Annotated in this window: 26 protein-coding genes; 11 read left to right on the top strand and 15 right to left on the bottom strand. The window is 63.0% G+C overall.

Annotated features, from left to right (window positions below; all coding sequences use genetic code 11):
• Positions 1–3: 3 nt before the first annotated feature.
• Complete coding sequence (locus tag CEF10_RS04485; protein ID WP_101066772.1) at positions 4–567, bottom strand: nucleotide exchange factor GrpE; 564 nt, start codon at positions 565–567, stop codon at positions 4–6.
• A 9-nt stretch (positions 568–576) separates the two neighbouring features.
• Positions 577–1641 (bottom strand): heat-inducible transcriptional repressor HrcA, encoded by a 1065-nt coding sequence (gene hrcA, locus CEF10_RS04480; RefSeq protein WP_101066770.1) that lies wholly within the window; start codon positions 1639–1641, stop codon positions 577–579.
• A 117-nt stretch (positions 1642–1758) separates the two neighbouring features.
• Here hrcA and rph point away from each other — a divergent pair, with 117 nt between their 5' ends.
• From rph to CEF10_RS04460, 4 genes are read left to right on the top strand one after another with little or no spacing between them, the layout of a single operon-like run.
• A complete protein-coding gene (gene rph / locus CEF10_RS04475) occupies positions 1759–2475 on the top strand; it encodes a ribonuclease PH (protein WP_101066768.1) in 717 nt (238 codons plus the stop codon).
• Positions 2468–3076, top strand: coding sequence for an RdgB/HAM1 family non-canonical purine NTP pyrophosphatase (gene rdgB, locus CEF10_RS04470; protein ID WP_101066766.1), 609 nt, complete (start codon positions 2468–2470; stop codon positions 3074–3076). The genes rph and rdgB overlap by 8 nt, the downstream gene beginning before the upstream one ends.
• On the top strand, positions 3069–4226 hold the full coding sequence (hemW, locus tag CEF10_RS04465; RefSeq protein ID WP_101066763.1) for a radical SAM family heme chaperone HemW: 1158 nt from the start codon (positions 3069–3071) through the stop codon (positions 4224–4226). The genes rdgB and hemW overlap by 8 nt, the downstream gene beginning before the upstream one ends.
• Before the next feature lie 2 nt (positions 4227–4228).
• Positions 4229–4588, top strand: coding sequence for a YbaN family protein (locus tag CEF10_RS04460; RefSeq protein WP_101066761.1), 360 nt, complete (start codon positions 4229–4231; stop codon positions 4586–4588).
• Here the strand turns inward: CEF10_RS04460 and CEF10_RS04455 are convergent.
• The 7 genes from CEF10_RS04455 to hemJ form a co-directional block, all read right to left on the bottom strand.
• The gene (locus CEF10_RS04455; RefSeq protein ID WP_101066759.1) at positions 4557–5471 is read right to left on the bottom strand and encodes a ParB/RepB/Spo0J family partition protein; all 915 of its coding nucleotides are present in this window, start codon (positions 5469–5471) and stop codon (positions 4557–4559) included. The two genes, CEF10_RS04460 and CEF10_RS04455, sit on opposite strands and share 32 nt — an antisense overlap.
• Before the next feature lie 17 nt (positions 5472–5488).
• Complete coding sequence (locus tag CEF10_RS04450) at positions 5489–6298, bottom strand: ParA family protein (protein ID WP_101066757.1); 810 nt, start codon at positions 6296–6298, stop codon at positions 5489–5491.
• On the bottom strand, positions 6291–6902 hold the full coding sequence (rsmG, locus tag CEF10_RS04445) for a 16S rRNA (guanine(527)-N(7))-methyltransferase RsmG (RefSeq protein ID WP_101066755.1): 612 nt from the start codon (positions 6900–6902) through the stop codon (positions 6291–6293). The genes CEF10_RS04450 and rsmG overlap by 8 nt, the downstream gene beginning before the upstream one ends.
• Positions 6899–8770 carry a tRNA uridine-5-carboxymethylaminomethyl(34) synthesis enzyme MnmG gene (mnmG, locus tag CEF10_RS04440; RefSeq protein ID WP_408638414.1) on the bottom strand — a complete coding sequence of 624 codons (1872 nt, stop codon included), beginning with the start codon at positions 8768–8770 and terminating at the stop codon, positions 6899–6901. Before mnmG ends, rsmG begins: the two co-directional genes overlap by 4 nt.
• 12 nt (positions 8771–8782) lie before the next feature.
• Positions 8783–10069, bottom strand: a complete 1287-nt coding sequence (gene mnmE, locus CEF10_RS04435) for a tRNA uridine-5-carboxymethylaminomethyl(34) synthesis GTPase MnmE (RefSeq protein WP_101066751.1) — start codon at positions 10067–10069, stop codon at positions 8783–8785.
• A 27-nt stretch (positions 10070–10096) separates the two neighbouring features.
• A complete protein-coding gene (gene rho / locus CEF10_RS04430; protein ID WP_101066749.1) occupies positions 10097–11368 on the bottom strand; it encodes a transcription termination factor Rho in 1272 nt (423 codons plus the stop codon).
• Positions 11369–11491: 123 nt separating this feature from the next.
• Positions 11492–11941, bottom strand: coding sequence for a protoporphyrinogen oxidase HemJ (gene hemJ, locus CEF10_RS04425; protein ID WP_101066747.1), 450 nt, complete (start codon positions 11939–11941; stop codon positions 11492–11494).
• A gap of 419 nt (positions 11942–12360) precedes the next feature.
• Between hemJ and CEF10_RS04420 the strand changes: the two genes are divergently transcribed.
• Genes CEF10_RS04420 through dnaQ form a run of 4 tightly spaced genes read left to right on the top strand, consistent with a single transcriptional unit; the run spans position 12361 to position 15071 of the window.
• Positions 12361–12960, top strand: coding sequence for a Maf family protein (locus CEF10_RS04420; RefSeq protein WP_101066745.1), 600 nt, complete (start codon positions 12361–12363; stop codon positions 12958–12960).
• Positions 12957–13790, top strand: a complete 834-nt coding sequence (locus CEF10_RS04415; protein WP_101066743.1) for a shikimate dehydrogenase — start codon at positions 12957–12959, stop codon at positions 13788–13790. Before CEF10_RS04420 ends, CEF10_RS04415 begins: the two co-directional genes overlap by 4 nt.
• A complete protein-coding gene (gene coaE, locus CEF10_RS04410) occupies positions 13787–14380 on the top strand; it encodes a dephospho-CoA kinase (protein ID WP_101066741.1) in 594 nt (197 codons plus the stop codon). Before CEF10_RS04415 ends, coaE begins: the two co-directional genes overlap by 4 nt.
• Positions 14373–15071 (top strand): DNA polymerase III subunit epsilon, encoded by a 699-nt coding sequence (gene dnaQ / locus CEF10_RS04405; protein WP_101066739.1) that lies wholly within the window; start codon positions 14373–14375, stop codon positions 15069–15071. The genes coaE and dnaQ overlap by 8 nt, the downstream gene beginning before the upstream one ends.
• Here dnaQ and secB read toward each other — a convergent pair.
• Positions 15068–15577: a protein-export chaperone SecB gene (gene secB / locus CEF10_RS04400; RefSeq protein ID WP_101066737.1), complete on the bottom strand. Its 510-nt coding sequence runs from the start codon at positions 15575–15577 to the stop codon at positions 15068–15070. The two genes, dnaQ and secB, sit on opposite strands and share 4 nt — an antisense overlap.
• A 60-nt stretch (positions 15578–15637) precedes the next feature.
• Positions 15638–16126, bottom strand: a complete 489-nt coding sequence (locus tag CEF10_RS04395; RefSeq protein WP_101066735.1) for an FxsA family protein — start codon at positions 16124–16126, stop codon at positions 15638–15640.
• A gap of 107 nt (positions 16127–16233) precedes the next feature.
• On the opposite strand from CEF10_RS04395, the gene CEF10_RS04390 reads away from it, so the two are divergent.
• The 3 genes from CEF10_RS04390 (at position 16234) to CEF10_RS17415 (ending at position 18505) form a co-directional block, all read left to right on the top strand.
• Entirely contained in the window at positions 16234–16893 is a 660-nt protein-coding gene (locus CEF10_RS04390; protein ID WP_101066733.1) for a Tim44/TimA family putative adaptor protein, read from the top strand.
• Complete coding sequence (gene mltA / locus CEF10_RS04385; protein WP_101066731.1) at positions 16890–17924, top strand: murein transglycosylase A; 1035 nt, start codon at positions 16890–16892, stop codon at positions 17922–17924. Before CEF10_RS04390 ends, mltA begins: the two co-directional genes overlap by 4 nt.
• A gap of 239 nt (positions 17925–18163) precedes the next feature.
• Entirely contained in the window at positions 18164–18505 is a 342-nt protein-coding gene (locus tag CEF10_RS17415; protein WP_332870131.1) for a Smr/MutS family protein, read from the top strand.
• On the opposite strand, the gene CEF10_RS04375 is transcribed toward CEF10_RS17415, so the two are convergent.
• The 4 genes from CEF10_RS04375 to trxA all read right to left on the bottom strand — a co-directional run bounded on the left by CEF10_RS04375 (position 18488) and on the right by trxA (position 22055).
• Positions 18488–19711, bottom strand: coding sequence for an MFS transporter (locus tag CEF10_RS04375; RefSeq protein WP_101066727.1), 1224 nt, complete (start codon positions 19709–19711; stop codon positions 18488–18490). The genes CEF10_RS17415 and CEF10_RS04375 overlap by 18 nt on opposite strands.
• A gap of 39 nt (positions 19712–19750) precedes the next feature.
• A complete protein-coding gene (gene hslU, locus CEF10_RS04370) occupies positions 19751–21058 on the bottom strand; it encodes an ATP-dependent protease ATPase subunit HslU (protein ID WP_101066725.1) in 1308 nt (435 codons plus the stop codon).
• Positions 21055–21612, bottom strand: coding sequence for an ATP-dependent protease subunit HslV (hslV, locus tag CEF10_RS04365; protein ID WP_101066723.1), 558 nt, complete (start codon positions 21610–21612; stop codon positions 21055–21057). Before hslV ends, hslU begins: the two co-directional genes overlap by 4 nt.
• Positions 21613–21734: 122 nt before the next feature.
• Positions 21735–22055 carry a thioredoxin gene (trxA, locus tag CEF10_RS04360; RefSeq protein WP_101066722.1) on the bottom strand — a complete coding sequence of 107 codons (321 nt, stop codon included), beginning with the start codon at positions 22053–22055 and terminating at the stop codon, positions 21735–21737.

Raw genomic sequence — 22055 nt, 5'->3', positions numbered from 1 at the left:
GCGTCAGCCCCCTTGGTTCGATGACACGCCGACCTGCGCGGGACGCAGGATCCGGTCATGCAGCATGAAACCCTCGGCCGAGACCTGAATGATCTCACCCGCCGTCGTTCCGGGAACGGGCGCCTCGAACATCGCCTCGTGCTGGTTCGGATCGAACTTGTCACCCACCTCCGGCGAAATCGGCGTGATCCCGTGCTTGGCGAAGACGCTCAGCAGCTCGCGAAGCGTCAGCTCGACACCTTCGAGCAGCGCGGCAGATTCCTCGCGCTGCGCGTCACCGGCCGCATCCAGCGCGCGCTTCAGGTTGTCATAGACGGGAAGAAGGTCGCGCGCCAGCTTGGAGCCACCGTAATGCTCGGCCTCGCGGCGATCCTTTTCCGAGCGCTTGCGCGCGTTCTCGGCGTCGGCGAGTGCGCGCATGAACTTGTCTTTCAGGTCATCCCGCTCGGCGCGCAGTGCATCCATTTCGGCCTCCTGACCGGTGGGTTCGGACAGCTCCTTCTGGAGCTCTTCGGCTTCGGCCTGTTCCACGTCGTCCAGGAAATCCTCGTTCTTGGGCTCTGCCATAATCCACCTCTAGTTGCGGTCGGCGATCAGCTTTCCGACCAGCTGTGCCGTGTAATCCACGATCGGCACGATGCGTCCGTAGTTCAGGCGCGTCGGGCCGATCACGCCCACCGCGCCGATGATTCTCCGGTCTGCGTTCATATAAGGAGAGACCACCAGAGAGGAACCCGAAAGTGAGAAAAGTTTGTTCTCGGATCCGATGAAGATCCGCACGCCCTCCCCGGCATCGGCCAGTTCGAGAAACTCGGCGATGTCTCGCTTGCGTTCAAGATCGTCGAACAGGTTGCGGATGCGCTCCAGGTCCTCGGCGTCGGCCTCCTCCTCCAGCAGGTTGGCCCGGCCACGCACGATCAAACGCTCGTAGGTCTCGCTGTCGTCGTCCCAGACAGCCAGGCCGTTTTCGACCAGCTGGCGCGCCAGGCTGTCGATTTCCTGCCGGCGCTCGGAAATCTGCGTCGCGATGACCTTGTGCAGATCGCTCAGCGTACGTCCTTCGATCAGCGCATTCAGGAAGTTGGCGGCCTCGCGCATCGAGCTCGGGGTGTGGCCGGGCGGCGGGGTGAAGATCCGGTTCTCGACATGGCCATCGGCAAAGACGAGGACCACCAACGCGCGATCATGTGCAAGGCTGACGAACTCGATGTGCTTGATCGGCGCCTCGTGCTTTGGTGCCAATACCAACGACGCACCCTGCGTCACACCGGACAGCGCGGCACCGATCCGGTCCAGCGCACCGGTCACGTCCTGCGAGTTGCTGCCGAGTGTGGCGTCGATGCGTTCTCGGTCGGCCATTTCCAGATCGCCGACTTCCAGCAGCCCATCGACGAACATGCGCAGCCCTTCCTGCGTCGGCACGCGGCCGGCACTGACGTGTGGGCTGTCGAGCAACCCGAGATACTCCAGATCCTGCATGACGTTCCGGATCGTGGCGGCGCTTACCCGTTCGTTCATCTGACGGGTCAGACTGCGCGATCCGACCGGGTCCCCGGTCGCAAGGTAGGCTTCGACGACGCGCCGAAAGACCTCGCGCGACCGGTCGTTCATTTCCGCCAGGATATTGCTCACGTCGTTCATCTTGCCCGCATGTCCTGTCTGCCCATGATTAAGGAGCCATCGGGGAAAAAATCAATCGGGGTTGCAGTCCCCTCCGGCCCGGCTATATGCCCGTTGCCAAACGGCAAGGGGAACATCATGCGGCCTTCCGGACGAGATTTAAGCGAATTGCGCCCCGTTTCAATCGAAACAGGGGTCACGAAGCACGCCGAAGGCGCGTGCCTGATCCGCATGGGCGACACCCATGTTCTTTGTACCGCCACGCTGGAAGATCGCGTGCCGCCCTTCATGAAGGGCTCCGGACTGGGTTGGGTGACGGCGGAATACGGCATGCTGCCACGCTCCACGACCAGCCGCATGCGCCGCGAGGCCACTGCCGGCAAGCAGGGTGGCCGCACCGTCGAGATCCAGCGGCTGATCGGGCGCAGCCTGCGCGCCGGCGTTGATCGCGTTGCAATGGGAGAACGCCAGATCACCATCGACTGCGACGTTATACAGGCTGACGGCGGGACGCGCTGCGCCGCCATCACCGGCGGTTGGGTGGCGCTTCGCCTGGCTGTGAACAAGCTTCTGAAGGCGGGCGACATCGTGAGCGATCCGCTGACATCGCCGGTCGCCGCGCTGTCGTGCGGGCTTTATGCCGGCCAAGCGGTGGTCGATCTGGACTACGCCGAGGACAGCGAAGCCGGTGCCGACGGGAATTTCGTCATGACCGGCGACGGCCGCCTGATCGAGGTGCAGATGTCGGCCGAGGGGGCGACTTTTTCACGCGACCAGATGACCGAGCTCATGGACCTCGCGCAGGCCGGGATTGAACAGCTTGCCACCAAGCAGGTGGCCGCGGTCGATGCGTAACCTCGAAAGCCGCGAGCTGCTGGTTGCGACGCACAACGCCGGCAAGCTGGCAGAAATCCGTGCGCTGCTGGCACCGCACGGCGTTTCCGTGATCGGGGCTGACGAGCGCAATCTCGATGAGCCATGCGAGACCGAAACGACATTCCTCGGAAACGCGCGCATCAAGGCGCACGCCGCCGCCAAGGCGACCGGCCTTCCCGCGCTTGCCGACGATTCGGGAATCGAGATCGATGCACTCGACGGCGCGCCCGGGGTATACACCGCGAACTGGGCCGAAACGGAACACGGACGCGATTTCACCCGCGCGATGACCCGCGCCCATGACGAACTCGTGGCTCGGGGCGCGCCCGAACCCTGGACTGCGCGGTTCCGGTGCACGCTTGTGCTGGCCTGGCCGGATGGGCACGACGAAGTGTTTCCGGGCAAGGTGGAAGGCCGCGTGGTCTGGCCCACGCGCGGGATGCACGGCCACGGGTATGACCCGATGTTCGTGCCGAAGGGACACGATTTGACGTTTGCAGAGATGAATGCCGACGAAAAGAACCGCATCAGCCACCGCGCGGACGCATTGAACAGGTTTCTCAAGGGCTGTTTTGGCTGAGGATTGGGAAAAGGGCGGCTTCGGCCTTTACATCCACTGGCCCTATTGCGCGGCCAAGTGCCCCTATTGCGATTTCAACAGTCACGTCGCGGACGGAATTGACCACGGTGCATGGCGCGAAGCGTATATCGCGGAAATCGACCGGTACGCCGCCCGGCTGCCGGGGCGGGTATTGAATACGGTATTCTTCGGCGGCGGCACGCCCAGCCTGATGTCTCCCGAAACGGTCCATGCCGTGCTTGACCGCATCCGTGCGAGTTGGCCGGTGGCCAATGACCTGGAGGTCACGCTGGAAGCCAACCCCGGCTCGGTGGAAGCCGGGCGGTTCGCCGGATTTGCCGACGCCGGCGTCACCCGGCTTTCGCTCGGCGTGCAGACCCTCGATGACGATGCGTTGCGGCGCCTGGGCCGGATCCACAGCGTCGCGGATGCACGACGCGCCTATGATGTCGCTCGAAACGCGTTCGGCCGCGTCAGCTTCGATCTCATCTACGCGCGGCAGGACCAGGGCCTGGATGACTGGCGCCGGGAACTGAACGAGGCGCTGGCCATGGCGGCCGATCACCTGTCTCTTTACCAGTTGACGATCGAGCCGGGCACGGCCTTCGGCGCACGCCATGCCCAGGGGGGGCTCCGCGGGTTGCCGCAGGACGATCTTGCCGCGGACATGTACGAACTGACCCAGGGACTTTGCGATGCGGCAGGCCTGCAAGCCTACGAAGTGTCGAATCACGCCGTATCAGGGTCTGAATCAAGACATAACATGATCTATTGGCGGTACGGTGATTACGTCGGCATCGGCCCCGGGGCACATGGCCGCATCACCGTTGACGGCGAGCGGCGGGCAACCCGTGCCGTCAATGATCCTGCCGCATGGTTGCGCGCCGCGTCCTCCGGGGCCTGTGAAGATACGTCATCCAAGCTTTCGCGGACCGACCAGGCCGACGAATACCTGATGATGGGATTGCGGCTGGTCGAAGGAATCGACATGGACCGCTATGCGGCCTTGGCTGGAAAACCGATTCGACAGGGGGCGAGGTCGATGCTTTCGGATCTCGGGCTGATCTCCGAAAACGGTTCCCGTTTGCATGTCACGCCTTCGGGGCGAATATTGCTCAACGGGATTATCCGTGAATTCTTGTCGGGATAACGATGTATATCCTGTGGCTCTTGCTTGGCTTGCTCAGTCTCGGGTTGGGTTTGCTTGGCGTCGTGGTGCCGTTGTTGCCCACGGTGCCTTTCATCCTTCTCGCGGCCTTCTGCTTCGCCCGCTCCTCGGCACGCCTGCACAACTGGCTGGTCAGGCATCCGCGCTTCGGCGCGGTCATCGCCGACTGGCGCGATCACGGCGCCATATCCTTGCGTGGAAAACGGCTCGCGACACTCGGTATCGTCGCGGTCGCCGTGATATCCTTCGTGTCCGGCGTCGCGGCTTATATCATATTGATCCAGCTGGTCGTTCTGTCGCTGGTCCTGCTGTTCATCTGGACCCGGCCGCATGGCCCCCGCTGAGCAAACCGCACAGCGAATCCAGTTCATCGAGCGAATCGTAGCGAATGATGACCTGACCGGCTTCGCCGCCGGGCTTGTGATCGACGGTCACGCGCATCCCCAGATTTGCCGAAAGATCGCCTTCCAGGGCTTTCGTGTCCGCATCCTTCTCCGATGAGCTCCCGGCGCGTTGCTTCTTCGCCGGCTTGCCGATCCCGGCTTTCGCGAGTTTCTCGGTCTCGCGCACGGACAGGCCCTTGCGCATCACCTCCCTTGCGAGATCGAGGGGTGTATCGGATGTAATCAACGCGCGCGCATGTCCCGCGGACAGCTTGCCGTCGCGCAGCAGCGACTGGACCTCGTCCGGCAAGTGCAAGAGGCGCGTGGCGTTCGCGATGTGACTGCGGCTCTTGCCGAGGACCTCGGCGAGTTTTTCCTGGGTATGGCCGAACCGGTCCATCAGTTGCATGTAGCCGGAGGCTTCTTCCACCGGGTTCAAATCCGCGCGCTGGATATTCTCGATGATGGCGACCTCGAGCACCTCGGTATCATCGAAGTCGCGCACGATCACCGGCAGTTCATGAAGTTTCGCAATCTGCGCCGCACGCCAGCGGCGTTCGCCCGCCACGATTTCGTATTCGTCGTCATGCCCGGGACGGGGACGAACGATGAGCGGCTGGATGATACCCTTTTCCCGGATAGAACTTGCCAGTTCGTTCAGGTTCTCTTCGTCGAAACTGCGGCGCGGCTGCTCGGGATTGGGTGCCACCTTCTCGATCGGCACGGTCATGTCCGACCGGCGGGTGCCCTCTTCGACATCGGGCGCCGTCTCCTCGTTGACATCGGCCATCAGCGCGGACAGGCCCCGGCCCAGACCGCGCTGTTTGTTTTTCCTGTCGGACATTCCTGTTTCCTTCCTGCTCAGGCAGCTGCCTTCGTCTGGTTCTTCATCAACTCGTCGGCAAGGGCCCGGTATGCTTGCGCGCCTTTCGAGGATGGATCGTATTTCAGCACCGAAAGCGCATAGGACGGCGCCTCGCTCACACGTACGTTGCGGGGGATGATCGTCTTGAAAACAAGGTCGCCGAGATTTTGCCGGGCGTCCTGCTCCACTTGCGCGGACAGGTTGTTGCGGGCGTCATACATCGTCAGAACGATCCCCTCGATCCGCAAATCCGGGTTGGCCGACTGCCGAACCTCGCGGACCGTCAGCATCAATTGCGACAGCCCCTCGAGCGCGAAGAACTCGCTCTGCAATGGCACGAGGACCGAATGCGCCGCCACCATCGCGTTGACGGTCAGAAGGTTCAGCGACGGCGGGCAGTCGACAAGGATGTAATCGAATGCATAAGCGTCCATCGCGTTCTGGCGAAGCGCGTCGTGGAGCAGGAAACTGCGCTTTTCGTTGGCGATCAGCTCGATATCCGCCGAACTCAGATCCACCGTTGCCGGAACGATCGACAGGTTCTCGATTTGCGTGGGCCGTATCACCTCTCCCAGGTCGATGTCTTCCAGGAGAAGCTCATAAGTCGTGTATTCCCGTTCGTCGGGCTCCACACCGATCCCGGTCGACGCATTGCCCTGGGGATCCAGATCCACCACGAGTATCTGCTGTCCCGCCTGTGCCAGGGCGGTACCGAGGTTGATCGCAGTCGTTGTCTTGCCGACGCCTCCCTTCTGGTTGGCAATCGCGATGATCTTCGGGCCACGTGGGCGGGTCGGGTCAGTCACGGGCAACTCCTGTAATGCGTAGAATGACGGCGAGAGGCTCCGTTTCGCTTTTAGCAACCTCGTGGTGGAAATGCCACTGGCTTTGCGCCCGGGCGAGCTCCTCCCGCCAGCGTGCGCCTTTCGGAAAGATCGCGACGCCGCCGGGTTTCAAATGCCGCTCGGCATGCCCCAGCAATTTGTCGAGCGGGGCGAGGGCACGCGCGGAAAGAACGTCCGCGTTCATCGGCTGAAGGTCTTCGATTCGTTCCGCGATCACGTCGGCCGGTGCACCGGTTTCGCGGATTACTGTCCGGAGGAACACCGCCTTCCGCTGATCGCTTTCGACGAGCGTAACCCGACGGGGGTTGCCGCTTTCCATTGCAAGGATCGCGATGACCAGCCCCGGAAATCCGCCGCCGGCACCAAGATCGAGCCAGTGTACGGAGCCCGGTGGCGCGAACCTCAGCAGTTGTGCCGAGTCCTGGATGTGGCGCTGCCCGATGCTATCCAGTGTTCCCGGAGCCACCAGATTGATTTTCCGGTTCCACTTGCGAAGAAGCTCTTCGTAGCGGTCAAGCCGGGCGGATGTTTCACGTGAAACATCGCACTGCCACCCGCCGTTCATGCGCTCCGCTCACGATGTCCCTGACGGATCCTCGAAAGGATCAGGGCCAACGCCGCCGGAGTCATCCCATCGATCCGGCCGGCCTGTGCAAGTGACGCCGGCCGTTGCGCCGACAGCTTTGCCTTCAGTTCGTTCGACAACCCGTTGATCGCGTCGTAATCGAAACCATCGGGGATCTCATGTGCTTCATCGCGGCGAAGCGATTCAACATCACGCTCCTGCCGCCCGATATAGTTCGCGTATAATGCGTCGCGCTCCAACTGGCGCCGGGTACGCTGATCAACATCCGCCAGCGTCGGATCCAGACATTCCAGGTCATCGAAATCCACGTTGGGAAATGCCAGCACCTGAAACCCGGATCGCCGCGTTCCATCGTGATTCACCCTGATCCCGATATCGTTCAGCCTGTGTGGTGTGACCACCAGTTCTTCCAGCCTATTGCGACCGCGATCCAGCCGCTCCATCTTTTCCGCGAACAGCCGTGCACGGACGTCGCCCACGCAACCCGCGTTCATGCCCCGCGGCGTCAGCCTTTGATCCGCATTATCCGCGCGCAGCGAAAGCCGGAATTCCGCGCGCGAGGTGAACATCCGGTAGGGCTCCGAAACGCCCCTTGTGATCAGATCGTCGATCATCACCCCGATATAGCTGTCCGAGCGGCTGAACCTCACCGGCGCGCGACCAAGCACAGAACGCGCCGCGTTCAGTCCGGCAACCAGCCCCTGGGCGGCGGCCTCCTCGTAGCCGGTGGTCCCATTGATCTGCCCGGCCAGATAAAGACCCGGGATTTTCCTGAGACCCAGCGTCGCGTCCAGCGCACGTGGGTCGACGTAATCATACTCGATGGCGTAGCCCGGTTGCAGGATCTCGGCGCGCTCCAACCCCAAGATCGACCGCACGTAGCTGAGTTGCACCTCTTGCGGCAGCGAGGTCGAAATACCGTTCGGATAGATCACGTGATCCGACAGGCTTTCCGGTTCCAGGAAGATCTGGTGCGAGGGTTTGTCCGCGAACCGCACGATCTTGTCCTCGATCGACGGGCAATACCGCGGGCCGGTTCCGTCAATCCGTCCGCCGTACATCGCCGATCGCCCCAGGTTATCGCGTATGATCTCGTGCGTGCGCTCGTTCGTGTGCGTTATCCCGCAGGCGACCTGATCGGCGACCGGTGCGTCTTGCGAAAGGAAGGAAAACATGACCGGGTCGTTATCCCCGGGTTGGGTTTCCAAGCGGGACCAATCGATCGTTCGACCGTCCAGCCGCGGTGGCGTCCCGGTCTTCAGCCGACCGAGCTCAACACCGAAGGAATCGATGCGTTCCGCCAACCGAACCGAAGGTTTATCACCCATGCGGCCGCCCGGGCGCGACTCATCGCCGATATGGATCACGCCACGAAGGAAGGTGCCAGTGGTAAGGACAACCGCACCGGCCGTGATCTCGACATCATCCACAAGGCGAACGCCGTTGACCTGTTCACCCCGCATGATGAAGTCCGCGACCTCGCCCTCGACGATCTCGAGGTTGGGACACGCCTCCATCTCGGCCAGCATGGTCTCGCGGTAGATCTTCCGGTCCGCCTGTGCGCGCGGGCCCTGCACGGCGGGGCCCTTTCGCCGGTTCAAAAGCCGGAACTGGATGCCCGCGCGGTCGGCAACACGACCCATGACGCCGTCCAGCGCGTCGATCTCACGGACAAGATGGCCCTTGCCCAGACCGCCGATGGCCGGGTTGCATGACATCACGCCGATCCCCGTACGCGACAGCGTGACGAGTGCCGTGCGCGCGCCGGTCCGGGCCGCGGCGTGCGCCGCATCGGCACCAGCATGCCCCCCGCCAACCACAACAACGTCGAAGGCCCGTTGTTTCACGTGAAACACTCCTTACTTGCCCAGGCAGAAGCTCGCGAAAATCTCGTCGAGAACGTTCTCGACATCTATCCGTCCTACCAGAGAATCAAGCGCGCGAATACCGTTGCGCAGCTCCTCGGCGGCAATCTCCGCACTCGCCTCCCCTTCCGGCAGCAAAGCGAGCGCCGCCGCCAGCGCCTCGGACCCTCTTTCCATCGCGTGGCGGTGCCTCTCACGGGTCGCCAACCCGGCACCGCTCGCGCGCCCGGCCAGTTCTTCGGAAATCCGGTCAACAAGCTCGGGGATCCCTTCACCGGAACGGCCTGAGATCGCCCCGGCGGCATCGTCAAGAAGATCCCCTTTAGCGCGAAGAACGACATCTCCTTCCCTGGGCGCAAGGTCAGGCGCATCATCTTCTTCGATAAGGAACACACGCAGGTCGGCTTCTTCCGCCCGTTTGCGCGCCCGATCCACGCCGATCGATTCCACCCTGTCCGTCGTTTCCCGCAAACCCGCCGTATCCAGAAACGTCACCGGCAACCCGGAAAGATCCATGCGCACCTCGATCACATCCCGCGTCGTTCCGGCAACTTCCGAGGTGATCGCGGCCTCCCGCCCCGCGAGCGCATTGAGCAACGTGGATTTCCCGACGTTCGGTGCACCGACAATCGCAACCTCGAAACCCGTCCGAATGCGTTCCGCGACAACCTCACCGGAGATCTGACACCGCAACTCGTCCAGGACCTTCTCCACCAGTTCCTTGACCTCCGGGCCAACGTCAACCGGAACCTCCTCGTCGGCGAAATCTATCGTCGCCTCCAGAAGCGCGGCCGCGCGGATCAACCTTTCCCGCCATATGTCCGCCCGCTTGCCCAGGTCGCCGGAAAAAACCCGCATTGCCTGCCGCCGTTGCGCCTCGGTCTCGGACTCGATCAAGTCGGCCAGCCCCTCGACCTGCGCGAGGTTCATTCTCCCGTTTTCCAGCGCTCTCCGCGTGAACTCCCCCGCGGACGCGGGTGCCAGTTCTTCCATTCCACCCAAGGTTCGCAACAGCGCCGAGACCACCGCGGGGCTCCCATGAACCTGGAACTCCGCGACATCCTCGCCCGTGAAGCTCGATCCCGCCGGGAAAGCCAGGACGATCCCCTCGTCGAGGCGGCCACCATCCCCATCCTGCAATCGTCTCAGCGCGGCGTACCGCATGGGCGGCACGTCACCTGCCACCCGGCGCAAGGCATCAAAGGCGGCGGGGCCGGAAACGCGCACCACCGAAACACCCGCCTTGCCGGGCGCCGAGGACAAAGCGTAGATCGTTCTCATGCAAGCCGCCCTCCCGGGCCAGCCTTGTCAGGTATTCATCGAATCGAAGAACTCGGCGTTGTTCTTCGTCTGCTTGAGCTTGGACAGCAGGAATTCGATCGCATCGGTCGTACCCATCGGATTGAGGATGCGGCGCAGAACGAACGTCTTCTGAAGATCGGCCTTGTCGATCAACAGGTCTTCCTTCCGCGTTCCGGACTTCAGGATGTCGATGGCAGGGAACACGCGCTTGTCCGCGATCTTCCGGTCGAGCACCAGTTCGGAGTTTCCGGTGCCCTTGAATTCCTCGAAAATCACCTCGTCCATACGGCTTCCGGTATCGACCAGCGCCGTAGACACGATGGTCAGGCTGCCGCCTTCCTCGATGTTGCGGGCGGCACCGAAAAACCGTTTGGGCCGTTGCAGCGCGTTCGCATCCACGCCGCCCGTGAGAACCTTGCCGGACGACGGCACGACCGTGTTGTAAGCCCGCCCCAGTCGCGTGATCGAATCCAGAAGGATCACCACGTCGCGCTTGTGCTCCACCAGTCGCTTGGCCTTTTCGATCACCATCTCCGAAACCGCCACGTGCCGCGCCGCCGGCTCATCGAAAGTCGAGCTGATGACTTCGCCCTTCACGCTGCGCTGCATGTCGGTCACTTCTTCAGGGCGCTCGTCGATGAGCAGCACGATCAGGTAGCACTCCGGGTGGTTGTGCTCGATCGAATGGGCGATGTTTTGCAGGATCACGGTTTTCCCGGTGCGAGGCGGTGCCACGATCAGGGACCGTTGCCCTTTGCCGATGGGCGCGACGAGGTCGATCACGCGCGGCGACTTGTCCTTGATTGTCGGGTCGTCGATTTCCATCGTCAGCCGGTCATCCGGGTAAAGCGGCGTCAGGTTGTCGAAGGCGATCTTGTGTTTCGCACGCTCGGGATCCTGGAAGTTGATCTGCGTGACACTGGTCAGCGCAAAGTACCGTTCGTTTTCCTCCGGCTGCTTCATCTCGCCTTCGATGGTATCGCCGGTGCGCAGCGAGTACCGCCGGATCATGTCGGGCGACACGTAGATGTCGTCAGGCCCGGGCAGGTAGTTGGCCTCGGGCGAACGGAGGAAACCGAAACCGTCCTGCAGAACCTCGAGCACGCCGTCGCCGAAGACGATCCACCCATCTTCGGCCCGCTCCTTGAGGATCGAGAACATCATCTCGCCCTTGCGCATGGTCGAGGCGTTCTCGATCTCGAGGTCCTCGGCCATCGACAGGAGGTCCTTGGCGCTATGCGCCTTGAGATCCGAAAGATTGAGACGGTCTTCGGGCATTTTGGAATCCTTCGGTCCGCGCGCTTGCCGCCCGCGTCCTATGTCATGTCATGGAAGTCTGCCGCCCGGACGAGCGGATTGACCGCTGCTCTTACGCGCTTGGCAAGCCCGAGTCAATTACCGCTAGAACTTCACGACGACGGAAAGGACGATCACCACCATCAAGACCGTCGGAACCTCGTTCATCATCCGGTAACCTCGGCCGGAAAGGTGCTGCACTCCGCTTGCGAACGCCTTTCGTTGCCCGGAAAGCCAGAAATGGAATACCGTCATCGCCAGGATGCCGGCCGTCTTGGGATAGGGCCAGACAGAACCCCAATCGACAATGCCGGGCGTTGCCACCAGTGCCAGGCCGAAGATCCACGACGAGATCATCGCCGGCGTCATGATGACGCGCAGCAGCTTCTCCTCCATCACCTGGAACACGGCGTCGCGACTGTCTCCGGCCGTGGCCTGTTCGGCATGGTATACGAACAGCCGTGGCAGGTAGAACAACCCGGCCATCCACGAAATCACCGACATGATATGGATGGCCTTGTTCCAAGGGTATAGCAGCGCGAGCAGATCGGTCATCGGTATCCCCAGCGGTTCGGTTCCGGTCCTACTCATAATAAAGAAAATGGAAAAGGATGATGTTTTAGTAGGGATAGCCATGCGTGTGGATCCTGTTGTTGACCACCGGGTTATCCCGAGATCCACCAAGCTGTGGACAGGATCGTGGACAACTTGCCACAAAACATGATGAACAGGAATTTATCTTGTCATTGCATGCAATTGCGCCGTTGAACCGTGACCGCAATACTGGGATAACTCCCCCATGCTGATCCCGTTTCCGGCCTCAATCAACAACGATGGGCTTTTCCTTTTCCCAATGGGAAAAAGCACGAGCGAGTGCGTGGCGCAGCGTGGTTTTCCATCGCTCGCCGGGGCGGGCGTGCATCGGCGGTGTTTCCTCCCGCGATCGTTCATGTTTTCTCCCGGAGCTTCTCCACATGGCATCTGAGATCGTTCTCGCGTCCGCCTCGCCCACCCGCCGGGTCCTGCTGGAGAATGCCGGTCTTTCACCGGAGGTCATTCCCGCCCGCGTGGATGAAACGGCGGTGAAGGAATCCTTGTGCCACGATGGCGCATCACCGCGGGAGGTGGCCGATGCGCTGGCCGAACTGAAAGCGTTGCGTGTCAGTGAGCGGGCGCCGGGGCGCATGGTTCTCGGATGTGACCAGGTGCTTGATCTTGACGGGCACCTGATGAACAAGCCGGAAACGATCGATGCCGCGCGGTGCGATCTCATGGCCCTACGCGGCCGGCGGCATGATCTCTTGTCCGCTGTCGTGGTTTGCCGCGACGGGGAACCGATTTGGCGCCATGTGGGCGAGGTGCGCATGACGATGCGCCGGTTCTCCGAGGATTACCTGGATGAATATCTCGCGCGGAACTGGCACAGCGTGCGAGACAGCGTAGGCGGCTACAAGCTCGAGGAAGAAGGTGTAAGGCTTTTTTCCAAGGTCGAAGGCGATTACTTTACCGTTCTGGGAATGCCACTTCTGGATGTCCTGTCCTTTCTGATGCTCCGAGGAGACCTGCAAGCATGAGCGACGAAAAGATACCGCTCGCCGGGGTGATCGGATCGCCCGTGGCTCACTCGAAATCGCCGCAACTGCATCGTCACTGGCTTCAGGTGAACGGAGTGGCGGGCCATTACATCCCTATGGACGTGAACACCGATGACCTGTCTTTGGTGATGCAAGTCCTTCCGAAGATGGGGTTCGTGGGCATCAACGTCACCGTGCCACACAAGGAAACGATTCTCGAATTCGCGGACCTGGTGACCGACCGCGCCACGTTGATCGGGGCCGCGAACACGATCATCTTTCGGCGCGACGGCAAGGTTCATGCCGACAACACGGACGGTTACGGTTTCGTACAGAACCTGCGCGCGGGCGCGCCGGACTGGGATCCGAAGATCGGCCCGGCGGCAGTGCTCGGCGCCGGGGGTGCAGCGCGGGCGGTGATCGCTGCGCTTCTCGACGAAGGGGTTCCCGAGATCATGATTTCCAATCGCACCCGCGTGCGGGCCGAAGGCCTTCAGGCGGATTTCGGAAAACGACTGCGGGTGGTGGACTGGGTCCAGGCCGGCAACATGCTCGAGGATGCTAGGACGGTCGTGAACACGACGTCGCTCGGCATGTTGGGCAAGCCCCCGCTACGCGTGCCGCTGGACGGGTTGCGCAAGGATGCCGTGGTGACCGATCTCGTCTACGCACCCCTGAAGACGCGGCTGCTCGAGGTCGCCGAGGCCAAGGGATGCACCACCGTCGACGGGCTTGGCATGTTGATCCACCAGGCTGTACCAGCGTTCGAACGCTGGTTCGGTGTACGTCCCGAGGTCGACAGCGCAACACGCGCCGCCGTTCTGCGATGACCTTCCGGCTGGGTCTTACCGGTTCCATAGGAATGGGAAAGTCGACAACGGCGCAGCTGTTCGCCGAGGAAGGTTGCGCTGTCTGGGATGCAGATGCCGCCGTGCACCGGCTGTATGCGCCGGACGGGCTGGCCGTCGGCCCCGTGGGCGAACGGTTTCCCGAAGTCATCGAGGACGGTGCGGTGTCCCGCGCCGCGCTCAAGCGCGTGATCGAGAAGGACCCGGAAGCGCTGAAGCAACTCGAGGCCATCGTTCATCCCCTCGTTGTAAAGGATCGGGAAACCTTTGTCGCACGCACGACGGCCGACATCGTCGTGCTTGACATACCGTTGCTGTTCGAGACCAACGCAGATCGCGACATGGATGCCGTGGCTTGCGTGACAGTCGATGCGGAAACCCAGCGAAAACGCGTCACGGATCGCCCGGGCATGGATGACGCCCGGTTCGAAGCGATGCGCGACCGCCAAATGCCCGACGCCGAGAAACAGGCGCGCGCCGATTACGTCATCGAAACCGACACGATTGAACACGCGCGTGCGCAGGTGCAAGCTGTGATCGCCGACATCCGCAAAAGGTGTGCCGATGCGTGAGATTGTACTGGATACCGAGACCACGGGCCTCGACCCCGGGGACGGTCACAGGATCGTTGAAATCGGGGCGGTGGAACTGTTCAATCATATGCCGACCGGGCGGACCTACCACCAGTATGTCAATCCCCAGCGTGCGATGCCCGAGGAAGCATTCAAGGTGCATGGGCTCGGGGATGACTTCCTGCGAAACCAGCCTGTCTTTGCCGCAATCGCGGGGGATTTCCTGGAGTTCGTCGCGGGCGCCAAGCTGGTGATCCACAACGCGTCCTTCGACATGAAGTTCCTCAATGCCGAACTGGAGTGGTGCAAGCACCGGCTTCTGGACTGGAACCTGGCAATCGACACTCTTGCCATGGCGCGGCGCCGGTTCCCCGGGTCACCGGCAACACTGGATGCCCTGTGCCGTCGATTCGAGATCGACAATTCGGCACGGAGCTTGCACGGCGCGCTTCTGGATTCGGAAATCCTCGCGGACGTTTACCTTGAACTCATAGGCGGCCGACAACCCGATTTCGGATTGACCGCGACACAGGCCAACGACGAGTCCCGCGGCACCGCATCCCCGGACGCATGGAAACCCACACCGCGGCCAACGCCTTTGGCGCCGCGCCTGACCGACGCCGAGGCAGCAGCGCATGCCGAGATGATCGACGCGATGGGCGAGAAGGCACTCTGGAACCGCTTCACCTAGGCATCGGCGGTGCCTTCGTTTCCGTCCTGTTGCTGCTGGGCCTGTTGCCGGCGCGCGATCTCGTTTCGGTAGAGTTGAACGAAATCGATGTTGTCAAGGTTGAGTGGCGGATAGCCCCCGTCGCGGGTGATATCGCTCACGATGCGGCGCAGGAACGGGAAGGTCATCCGCGGGCATTCGATCAGAAGGAACGGGTGAAGCTGGTCATCGGGCACACCCTCCACGTGGAAGACCCCGACATATTCCATTTCAAGAAGGAAAAGCGGGTCTTCCGTTTCCTTGTTCTTTGAATTGATGGTGATCTTGGTCACCACCTCGTACTGGTGATCGGGCTTGCGCTTCTTGGCATCCAGGTTGACCTGAACGCTCACGTCGGGCTGGACGTCACCGCCCGTGCCTTTTTGCGCCAGGATGTTCTCGAATGACAGGTCGCGGATGAACTGCGTGAGAATGTTCATCTTGACCTGCTGCTGTTGCTGATCGGCGCCGTTGCCTTCCTCGGCCATGTGTGTTCTCCCCGGGCGAAGCAAATGTCAGCGGTGCTCTAGCAGGATGACACCGGGGCCTCAATGCCTTGTCCAGCCGGACGGGCGGCGCGGTCCGCCACGGCGGTCCGGATCGATTTCCTGGAACTCGCCTTCGATGATGTCGGGGCGTCCCCCTGGGCGGTTGGACGGGCCGTTGTCGGGACCCATTTCGAAGCGAGCAACATGAACGCGCTTGCGCAGGTAGGCGAAGGCGGCGCTGCGGACCGGGGGCATCAGCAGGGCGAACCCGACAGCGTCGGTGAAGAAGCCCGGCGTCAGCAACAAGGCCCCGGCGATCAGGATCATCGCGGCATGCGCCAACGGCTCCGTCGGATCATCGAGCTCCGAAAATGATTGCCGCAGGTTGCCGATGGCAAGTTGCCCCTGTGCGCGGACCAACCAGGCGCCGGCGACGGCAGTCACCACGACGATTGCCAGTGTCGGCGATAGCCCGATCGCACCGCCGACCTGTATGAACAGCGCGATCTCTACAAGAGGGACGATAAGAAAGGCCAGAAGAAGCCACATGCGGATACTCCGTTCGATTTGCGTCGGCGGTAGACTTGTTGGCACCAGTCTCCTACATAAGAGCCACGATCCGACGTTGCCATGCCCCACCCCTTCAAGAGGTCCGTATGAATTCCCCCCTGCTTCAACTCCTGGTCCTCGCCGGCATCGCGGTCTTCCTCATTCTGCGCCTGCGCAGTGTGCTGGGGACCCGGGATGGCTTCGAAGGGCCGCCCCGCAGCCAGCAGAAGGCCGGCAATGAACGCCGTCCGGACTTCGAGGTTATCGAGGGCGGGCCGGACCGCGACATCACCGACTATGTCGAGGAGGGCAGCGAAACCGCGGAAACGCTCGCCCGAATGAAACGTGTCGAACCGTCCTTCGGTGTGGCCGAATTCCTGCAGGGTGCGCGCGGTGCCTACGAGTTGATCCTCATGGGCTTCGAGCGCGGCAACCTCGAAGAGATCAAGCCCTATCTCGCCGAGGATGTTTACGAGGCCTTCGCCGAAGTGGTGCATCAGCGCGAGGAAAACGGCTATACCATCGAGGCCGATTTCGCCGGCGTGCGCGAAACCTCGCTTGTCGCGGCGGAGTTCGACGAGGATACCGGGCGTGCGTCGATCACCGTCAGGTTCATCGGGGAGCTGACGTCGGTCGTCTACGACAAGGATGGCAACGTGGTCGAGGGCAAGCACGGCCAGATCAAGCGCCAGAAGGATCGCTGGACCTTCGAGCGTTTCATGGGGTCGGACGATCCCAACTGGCTGCTTGTCGCAACGGGCGAATGAACCGGGCGGTCCGGGCTGCCCTGGTTCTTGTCCTGTCGCTGTCCGGCGGGGCCTCTGCGGGTGAGCTGACCCGGACCGTGCTCGATTTCAGTGACCTCGACGGTTGGGCCAAGGATGACCACGAAGTCGCGCTCGACGTTTTCCTGAAAACCTGCCCGGACATGAGGGATCCGGATTGGCAGGCGATCTGTGCACTGGGCCAGCAAAGGCCGGAGGCCCGGGATTTCTTCGAGCTGCTGTTTCGCCCGGTGCTGATCGAGCGGGGCAAGACAGCGCTGTTCACCGGGTATTTCGAACCGGAACTGGCCGGTTCGCTGACCCGCACGGAGACCTACAAGTATCCGGTCTACCGCGAGCCGACCGAATCCCGCACCGCGAGCCGATGGCTGTCACGCAGGGAGATCGAGACCAGCGGCGTTCTCGAGAATCGTGGGCTGGAAATCGCGTGGGTGAAGGATCCCGTTGACCTGTTCTTCCTCCAGATCCAGGGATCGGGCCGCATCCGCCTGCCCGATGGCGATCTTCTGCGCGTCGGATACGGTGGCTCGAACGGTCATCCCTACAAGTCCGTGGGGCGCGAGATGGTGAAACGGGGCATCTACGATCCGCATCAGGTCTCTGCCCAGGTGATCCAGAACTGGGTGCGACGGAACCCGGAACGCGGACTCGACCTGCTGCATCACAACCCGTCTTACGTCTTTTTCCGCAAGATCGACGATGTGCCGGCGAATGCCGGTCCGTTGGGGGCAATGAACCGGTCGGTCACCGCCGGGCGCACGGTGGCCGTCGATCCGGCATATGTGCCCCTGGGCGCCCCCGTCTGGATCGAGAAGGACGGGCAATCCCCGATGAACCGGCTGATGGTGGCGCAGGATACCGGCTCGGCGATAAAGGGGCCGCAGCGGGCGGACATATTCCTTGGCACTGGCCGTGGCGCGGGTCGGGCGGCCGGAAGGCTGCGTGATCCGGGGCGGATACTCGTTCTGCTTCCGATCCAGCGCGCCTATGCAATGGCGAGGGACGGCTCGTAGTGGGGGGACGGCGTCTCAAACCCGAGGAAAAGGCGCTGTGGCGGCGCGTGGCCGAAACGACGGACCCGATCCGGCGCGAGCGGGTTTCGGAGAGGTCCCGGTTGGAAGACCGGGAAACTTCCGAGGCTTCAGCGTCACCGCACCACGAGAAACCCGCCTGGGAACCTCGGCCATTCGAAATCGGCCAGGCCGCCAATCCCACGGAGACAACGGCGGCCGCGTTGCGCCCGTCGGTACGCATGGATCGCAAGGCGTTCGACCGCATGCGCCGCGGCAAGCTCAAGCCGCAGGCGCGGCTCGATCTGCATGGCATGACGCTCGACCGTGCGCACCCCGCGCTCAACGGCTTCATCATGCGCGCACATGCGTCCGGTCACCGCCTGGTGCTGGTGATCACGGGAAAAGGCCGTTCCGGTATCGATGCCGGCCCGGTTCCCGAACAACGCGGCGTCTTGCGCCGCACGGTTCCGAGGTGGCTGGCGCTTCCGCCGCTCGCGCAGGTTGTCCTCCAGGTGACCCAGGCGCACGCGCGCCACGGCGGTGAGGGTGCATTTTACGTCTACCTACGGCGGCAGGGATAGCATCGGCCGCGCCTTGGCGATGCCGATGGCCATCATGACGGTGGCGAACACGAAATACCCGGCGACGATCAGGTATTGCGTTTCGATTCCCAGCCCAAGGTCTATGGCGAGCCCCGTGAGACCCGGCCCGATGGCCGAGCCCAGCACCATGATCGCAGCCGCCATCGCCTTGATCGAGCCAAGGTTTCCGGTGCCGTAGAATTCCGCCCAGAAGGCATTGGGCAGCGTGGTATTCGCCCCCGTCGTCAACCCGAGGAAGAAGAATCCGGCCAGCATGGCCAGCGGGTTGCCGGCCACGGCGAAGATCGCGAAGGCCGCGACCATCGGCAGCTGCATGAACGGCATGAGCCGCGCGGTGCCCAGCCTGTCGAGCGCCCAGCCCGACAGGACCATCGCTCCGATGCTGGTCGCGGTGTAGAAGGGAAACATCGCGACCAGTTCGACATGCGGCATCGCCTTGATCTCGGCGAAATGCACCTGGTGGAAAAAGAACGCGGTATTGAAGGCCGATGGCCCCAGAAGCGCGGGCACCATGAACCAGAACAGCCAGTGGGTCAGCGCCTGGTTCCGGGTCCAGTGCCGGGCGAGCATACCCAGCGCCTGATCGGCATGCGCCATCGATTGTGGCGTACGCTCCCGGCGCAGCAAGGCCAGAAGCACGGGGATCCCGGCGACGGCGATCACGCCGGCAAGCACCCACAAAAGGCGCCAGTCGAAATAGAGCATGAGGGTGACGAAAAGAAGCGGCATCAGTGCCTCGCCGCCCGCGAATCCCAGCGTTGCGACCGACAGCGCCTTGCCGCGCGTGGCCACGAACCAGCGCGACATCGCGACGACGGCGATGTGGCTGGTCATTCCCTGCCCCGTGAAACGCAGTGCGAAAACCACGAGCGGCAGCGCCCAGGCGGCGGTGTTCGCGGCCATGAAAAGGCACGCCAGCATCGCCAGCAAAAGAACGGCCGCACCCAGCCAGCGCACGCGGAACCGGTCGGTCAGCCCGCCGGCCCAGACCATGACGATGGCCGAGGCCGCCGTGCCCAGCGTGTAGATTCCGCCCCATTCCCCGTGGCTCAGGCCGAACTCCGCCCGGATTTCGCCAGCGAAAACCGAGATGAAGAAGGTCTGCCCGAAACTCGACAGGAAGGTCAGCAATACCCCCGCAGCGAGCCAGGGCGCGTTGTCACGGAGGAAGGCGAGAATCGGCATGCCCCTCCCTCGCGCGGAATCGGCCCGAATGAAAGCCGCCTAGAGGACGTAACGGCTTAGATCGGTCGTCTTCATCAGCTCGCCCAGGTTCGCCTCGACGAAGGCCTTGTCCACCGTTACCGTCTCGCCCGCCTTGTCGGGGGCGGTGAAGCCCAGATCCTCGAACACGCGCTCCATCACGGTGTAAAGACGGCGCGCGCCGATGTTCTCGACCGACTGGTTCACTTCCGCCGCGATCCGGGCAAGCTCGGCAATGCCATCCTCTGTGAACTCGACGGTCACTTCCTCTGTGCCCAGCAGCGCCGAATACTGCCGGGTCAGCGCGTTGTCCGTCTCGGTCAGGATGCGCACGAAATCGGCCTCGGACAGCGCGCGCAGCTCCACCCTGATCGGCAGACGGCCCTGCAGCTCGGGAAGCAGGTCGGACGGCTTGGCGATATGGAAGGCACCGGAGGCGATGAACAGGATGTGGTCGGTTTTCACTGCACCATACTTCGTGGAAACGGTCGTGCCCTCGATCAGCGGCAGCAGGTCGCGCTGAACGCCCTCGCGGCTGACGTCGCCGCCGCGCGCCTCGGACTTGGCGCAGACCTTGTCGATCTCGTCGAGGAACACGATGCCGTTCTGCTCCACCGCCTTGAGGGCCGCCTGGTTCACGGCCTCGTCGTCAAGCAGCTTGTCGGCTTCTTCCCGGACAAGGATGTCGTGGCTGTCGGCCACGGTCATCCGCCGCCGCACCTGCCGGCCCCCGAACGCCTTTCCGAACAGGTCGCCCAGGTTCATCATGCCCATCTGGCCACCCGACTGGCCGGGGATATCCATCATGCCCATGGGGTTGGAATGATCCTCGATATCGAGATCCACGACCGTGTCGTCGAGTTCGCCGTTGTGTAGCTTCTTGCGGAACATCTCGCGCGTGGCCTCGCGCGCGTCCTCGCCGGCAATGGCATTGATCACGCGGTCCTCCGCCGCCTGGTGCGCGGCTGACCTGACCTCTTCGCGCATGGACTCGCGTGTCATGACAATGGCGCTGTCCACAAGGTCGCGAATGATCTGTTCCACGTCCCGCCCGACGTAGCCGACTTCCGTGAACTTCGTGGCCTCGACCTTGACGAAAGGCGCGCGTGCGAGCTTGGCCAGCCGGCGGCTGATCTCTGTCTTGCCCACGCCCGTGGGGCCGATCATCAGGATGTTCTTGGGGTAGACCTCCTCGCGCAGGTCGTCGGGCAGCTGCTTGCGGCGCCAGCGGTTGCGCAGGGCCACGGCGCTGGCGCGCTTGGCGTCCTTCTGCCCGATAATGAAACGGTCGAGTTCCGAGACGATCTCGCGCGGGGTCAGGTCGGTCATTTGGAAATGCTCTCCACCGTCAGGGTGCCGTTGGTATAGACGCAGATATCGGCGGCGATCGTCATGGCGTCGCGCGCGATCTCCTCGGCGCTGCGGGCACTGTCCATCATGCCGCGCGCGGCGGCCAGCGCGTAGTTGCCGCCCGATCCGATGGCCGCCACGTCGTGCTCGGGCTCCAGAACGTCGCCCGCGCCGGTAATGACGAAGATCTGGTCGCCGTCGGTGACGATCAGCATCGCCTCGAGTTTTTGCAGGTACTTGTCGGTGCGCCATTCCTTGGCCATCTCGACGCAGGCGCGCTGCAACTGCCCCGGCGTGGCCTCGAGCCGGGATTCCAGCCGTTCCAGAAGTGCGAAGGCATCGGCCGTGGACCCCGCGAACCCGGCGACCACGTCATATCCGCCGGGGCTGAGCCGGCGCACCTTGCGCGCGCTTCCCTTGATCACGGTGTCGCCCAGGCTCACCTGCCCGTCGCCCGCGACCACGACGCGGCCATCCTTCTTGACACCGATGATCGTCGTGCCGTGCCAGCCCGGAAAGGAAGTTTCGGCCATCTGCGCTCTCCTGTCGTGGTCATGCCGTGTATGGCGTGTCGCGTTCGGTCCGGCAAGCGCGCCGGAAATCAAAAGGGGCACCGGTCGGTGCCCCTTTCACGCGAATTCCTGCAGGGCCGGGCTCAGATCGATTCCTCGATCCAGCTTTGCAATGCGGCCTTGGGCGCCGCGCCGGCACGGTTCGACACGACCTCGCCGTCCTTGAAGATGAACAGTGCCGGGATGCCCCGCACGCCCATGGCGGCGGCCGTGTTCGGGTTGCTGTCGACATCGACCTTCGCGACCTTCACCTTTCCGTCCATCTCGCTGGAGATCTCCTCGAGCGCGGGGCCGATCTGCTTGCAGGGGCCGCACCACTCGGCCCAGAAGTCCACAACGACGGGGACATCGGAATTCTTCACTTCGGCATCGAAGGTGTCGTCGGTAACGGCAACGGTGGCCAT

It is taken from the genome of Roseovarius salinarum (genome assembly GCF_002834145.1).
Taxonomy (GTDB): domain Bacteria; phylum Pseudomonadota; class Alphaproteobacteria; order Rhodobacterales; family Rhodobacteraceae; genus Roseovarius; species Roseovarius salinarum.
Note: the sequence above shows the minus strand (reverse complement) of the source record. Positions and strands in the feature narration are given on the sequence as shown.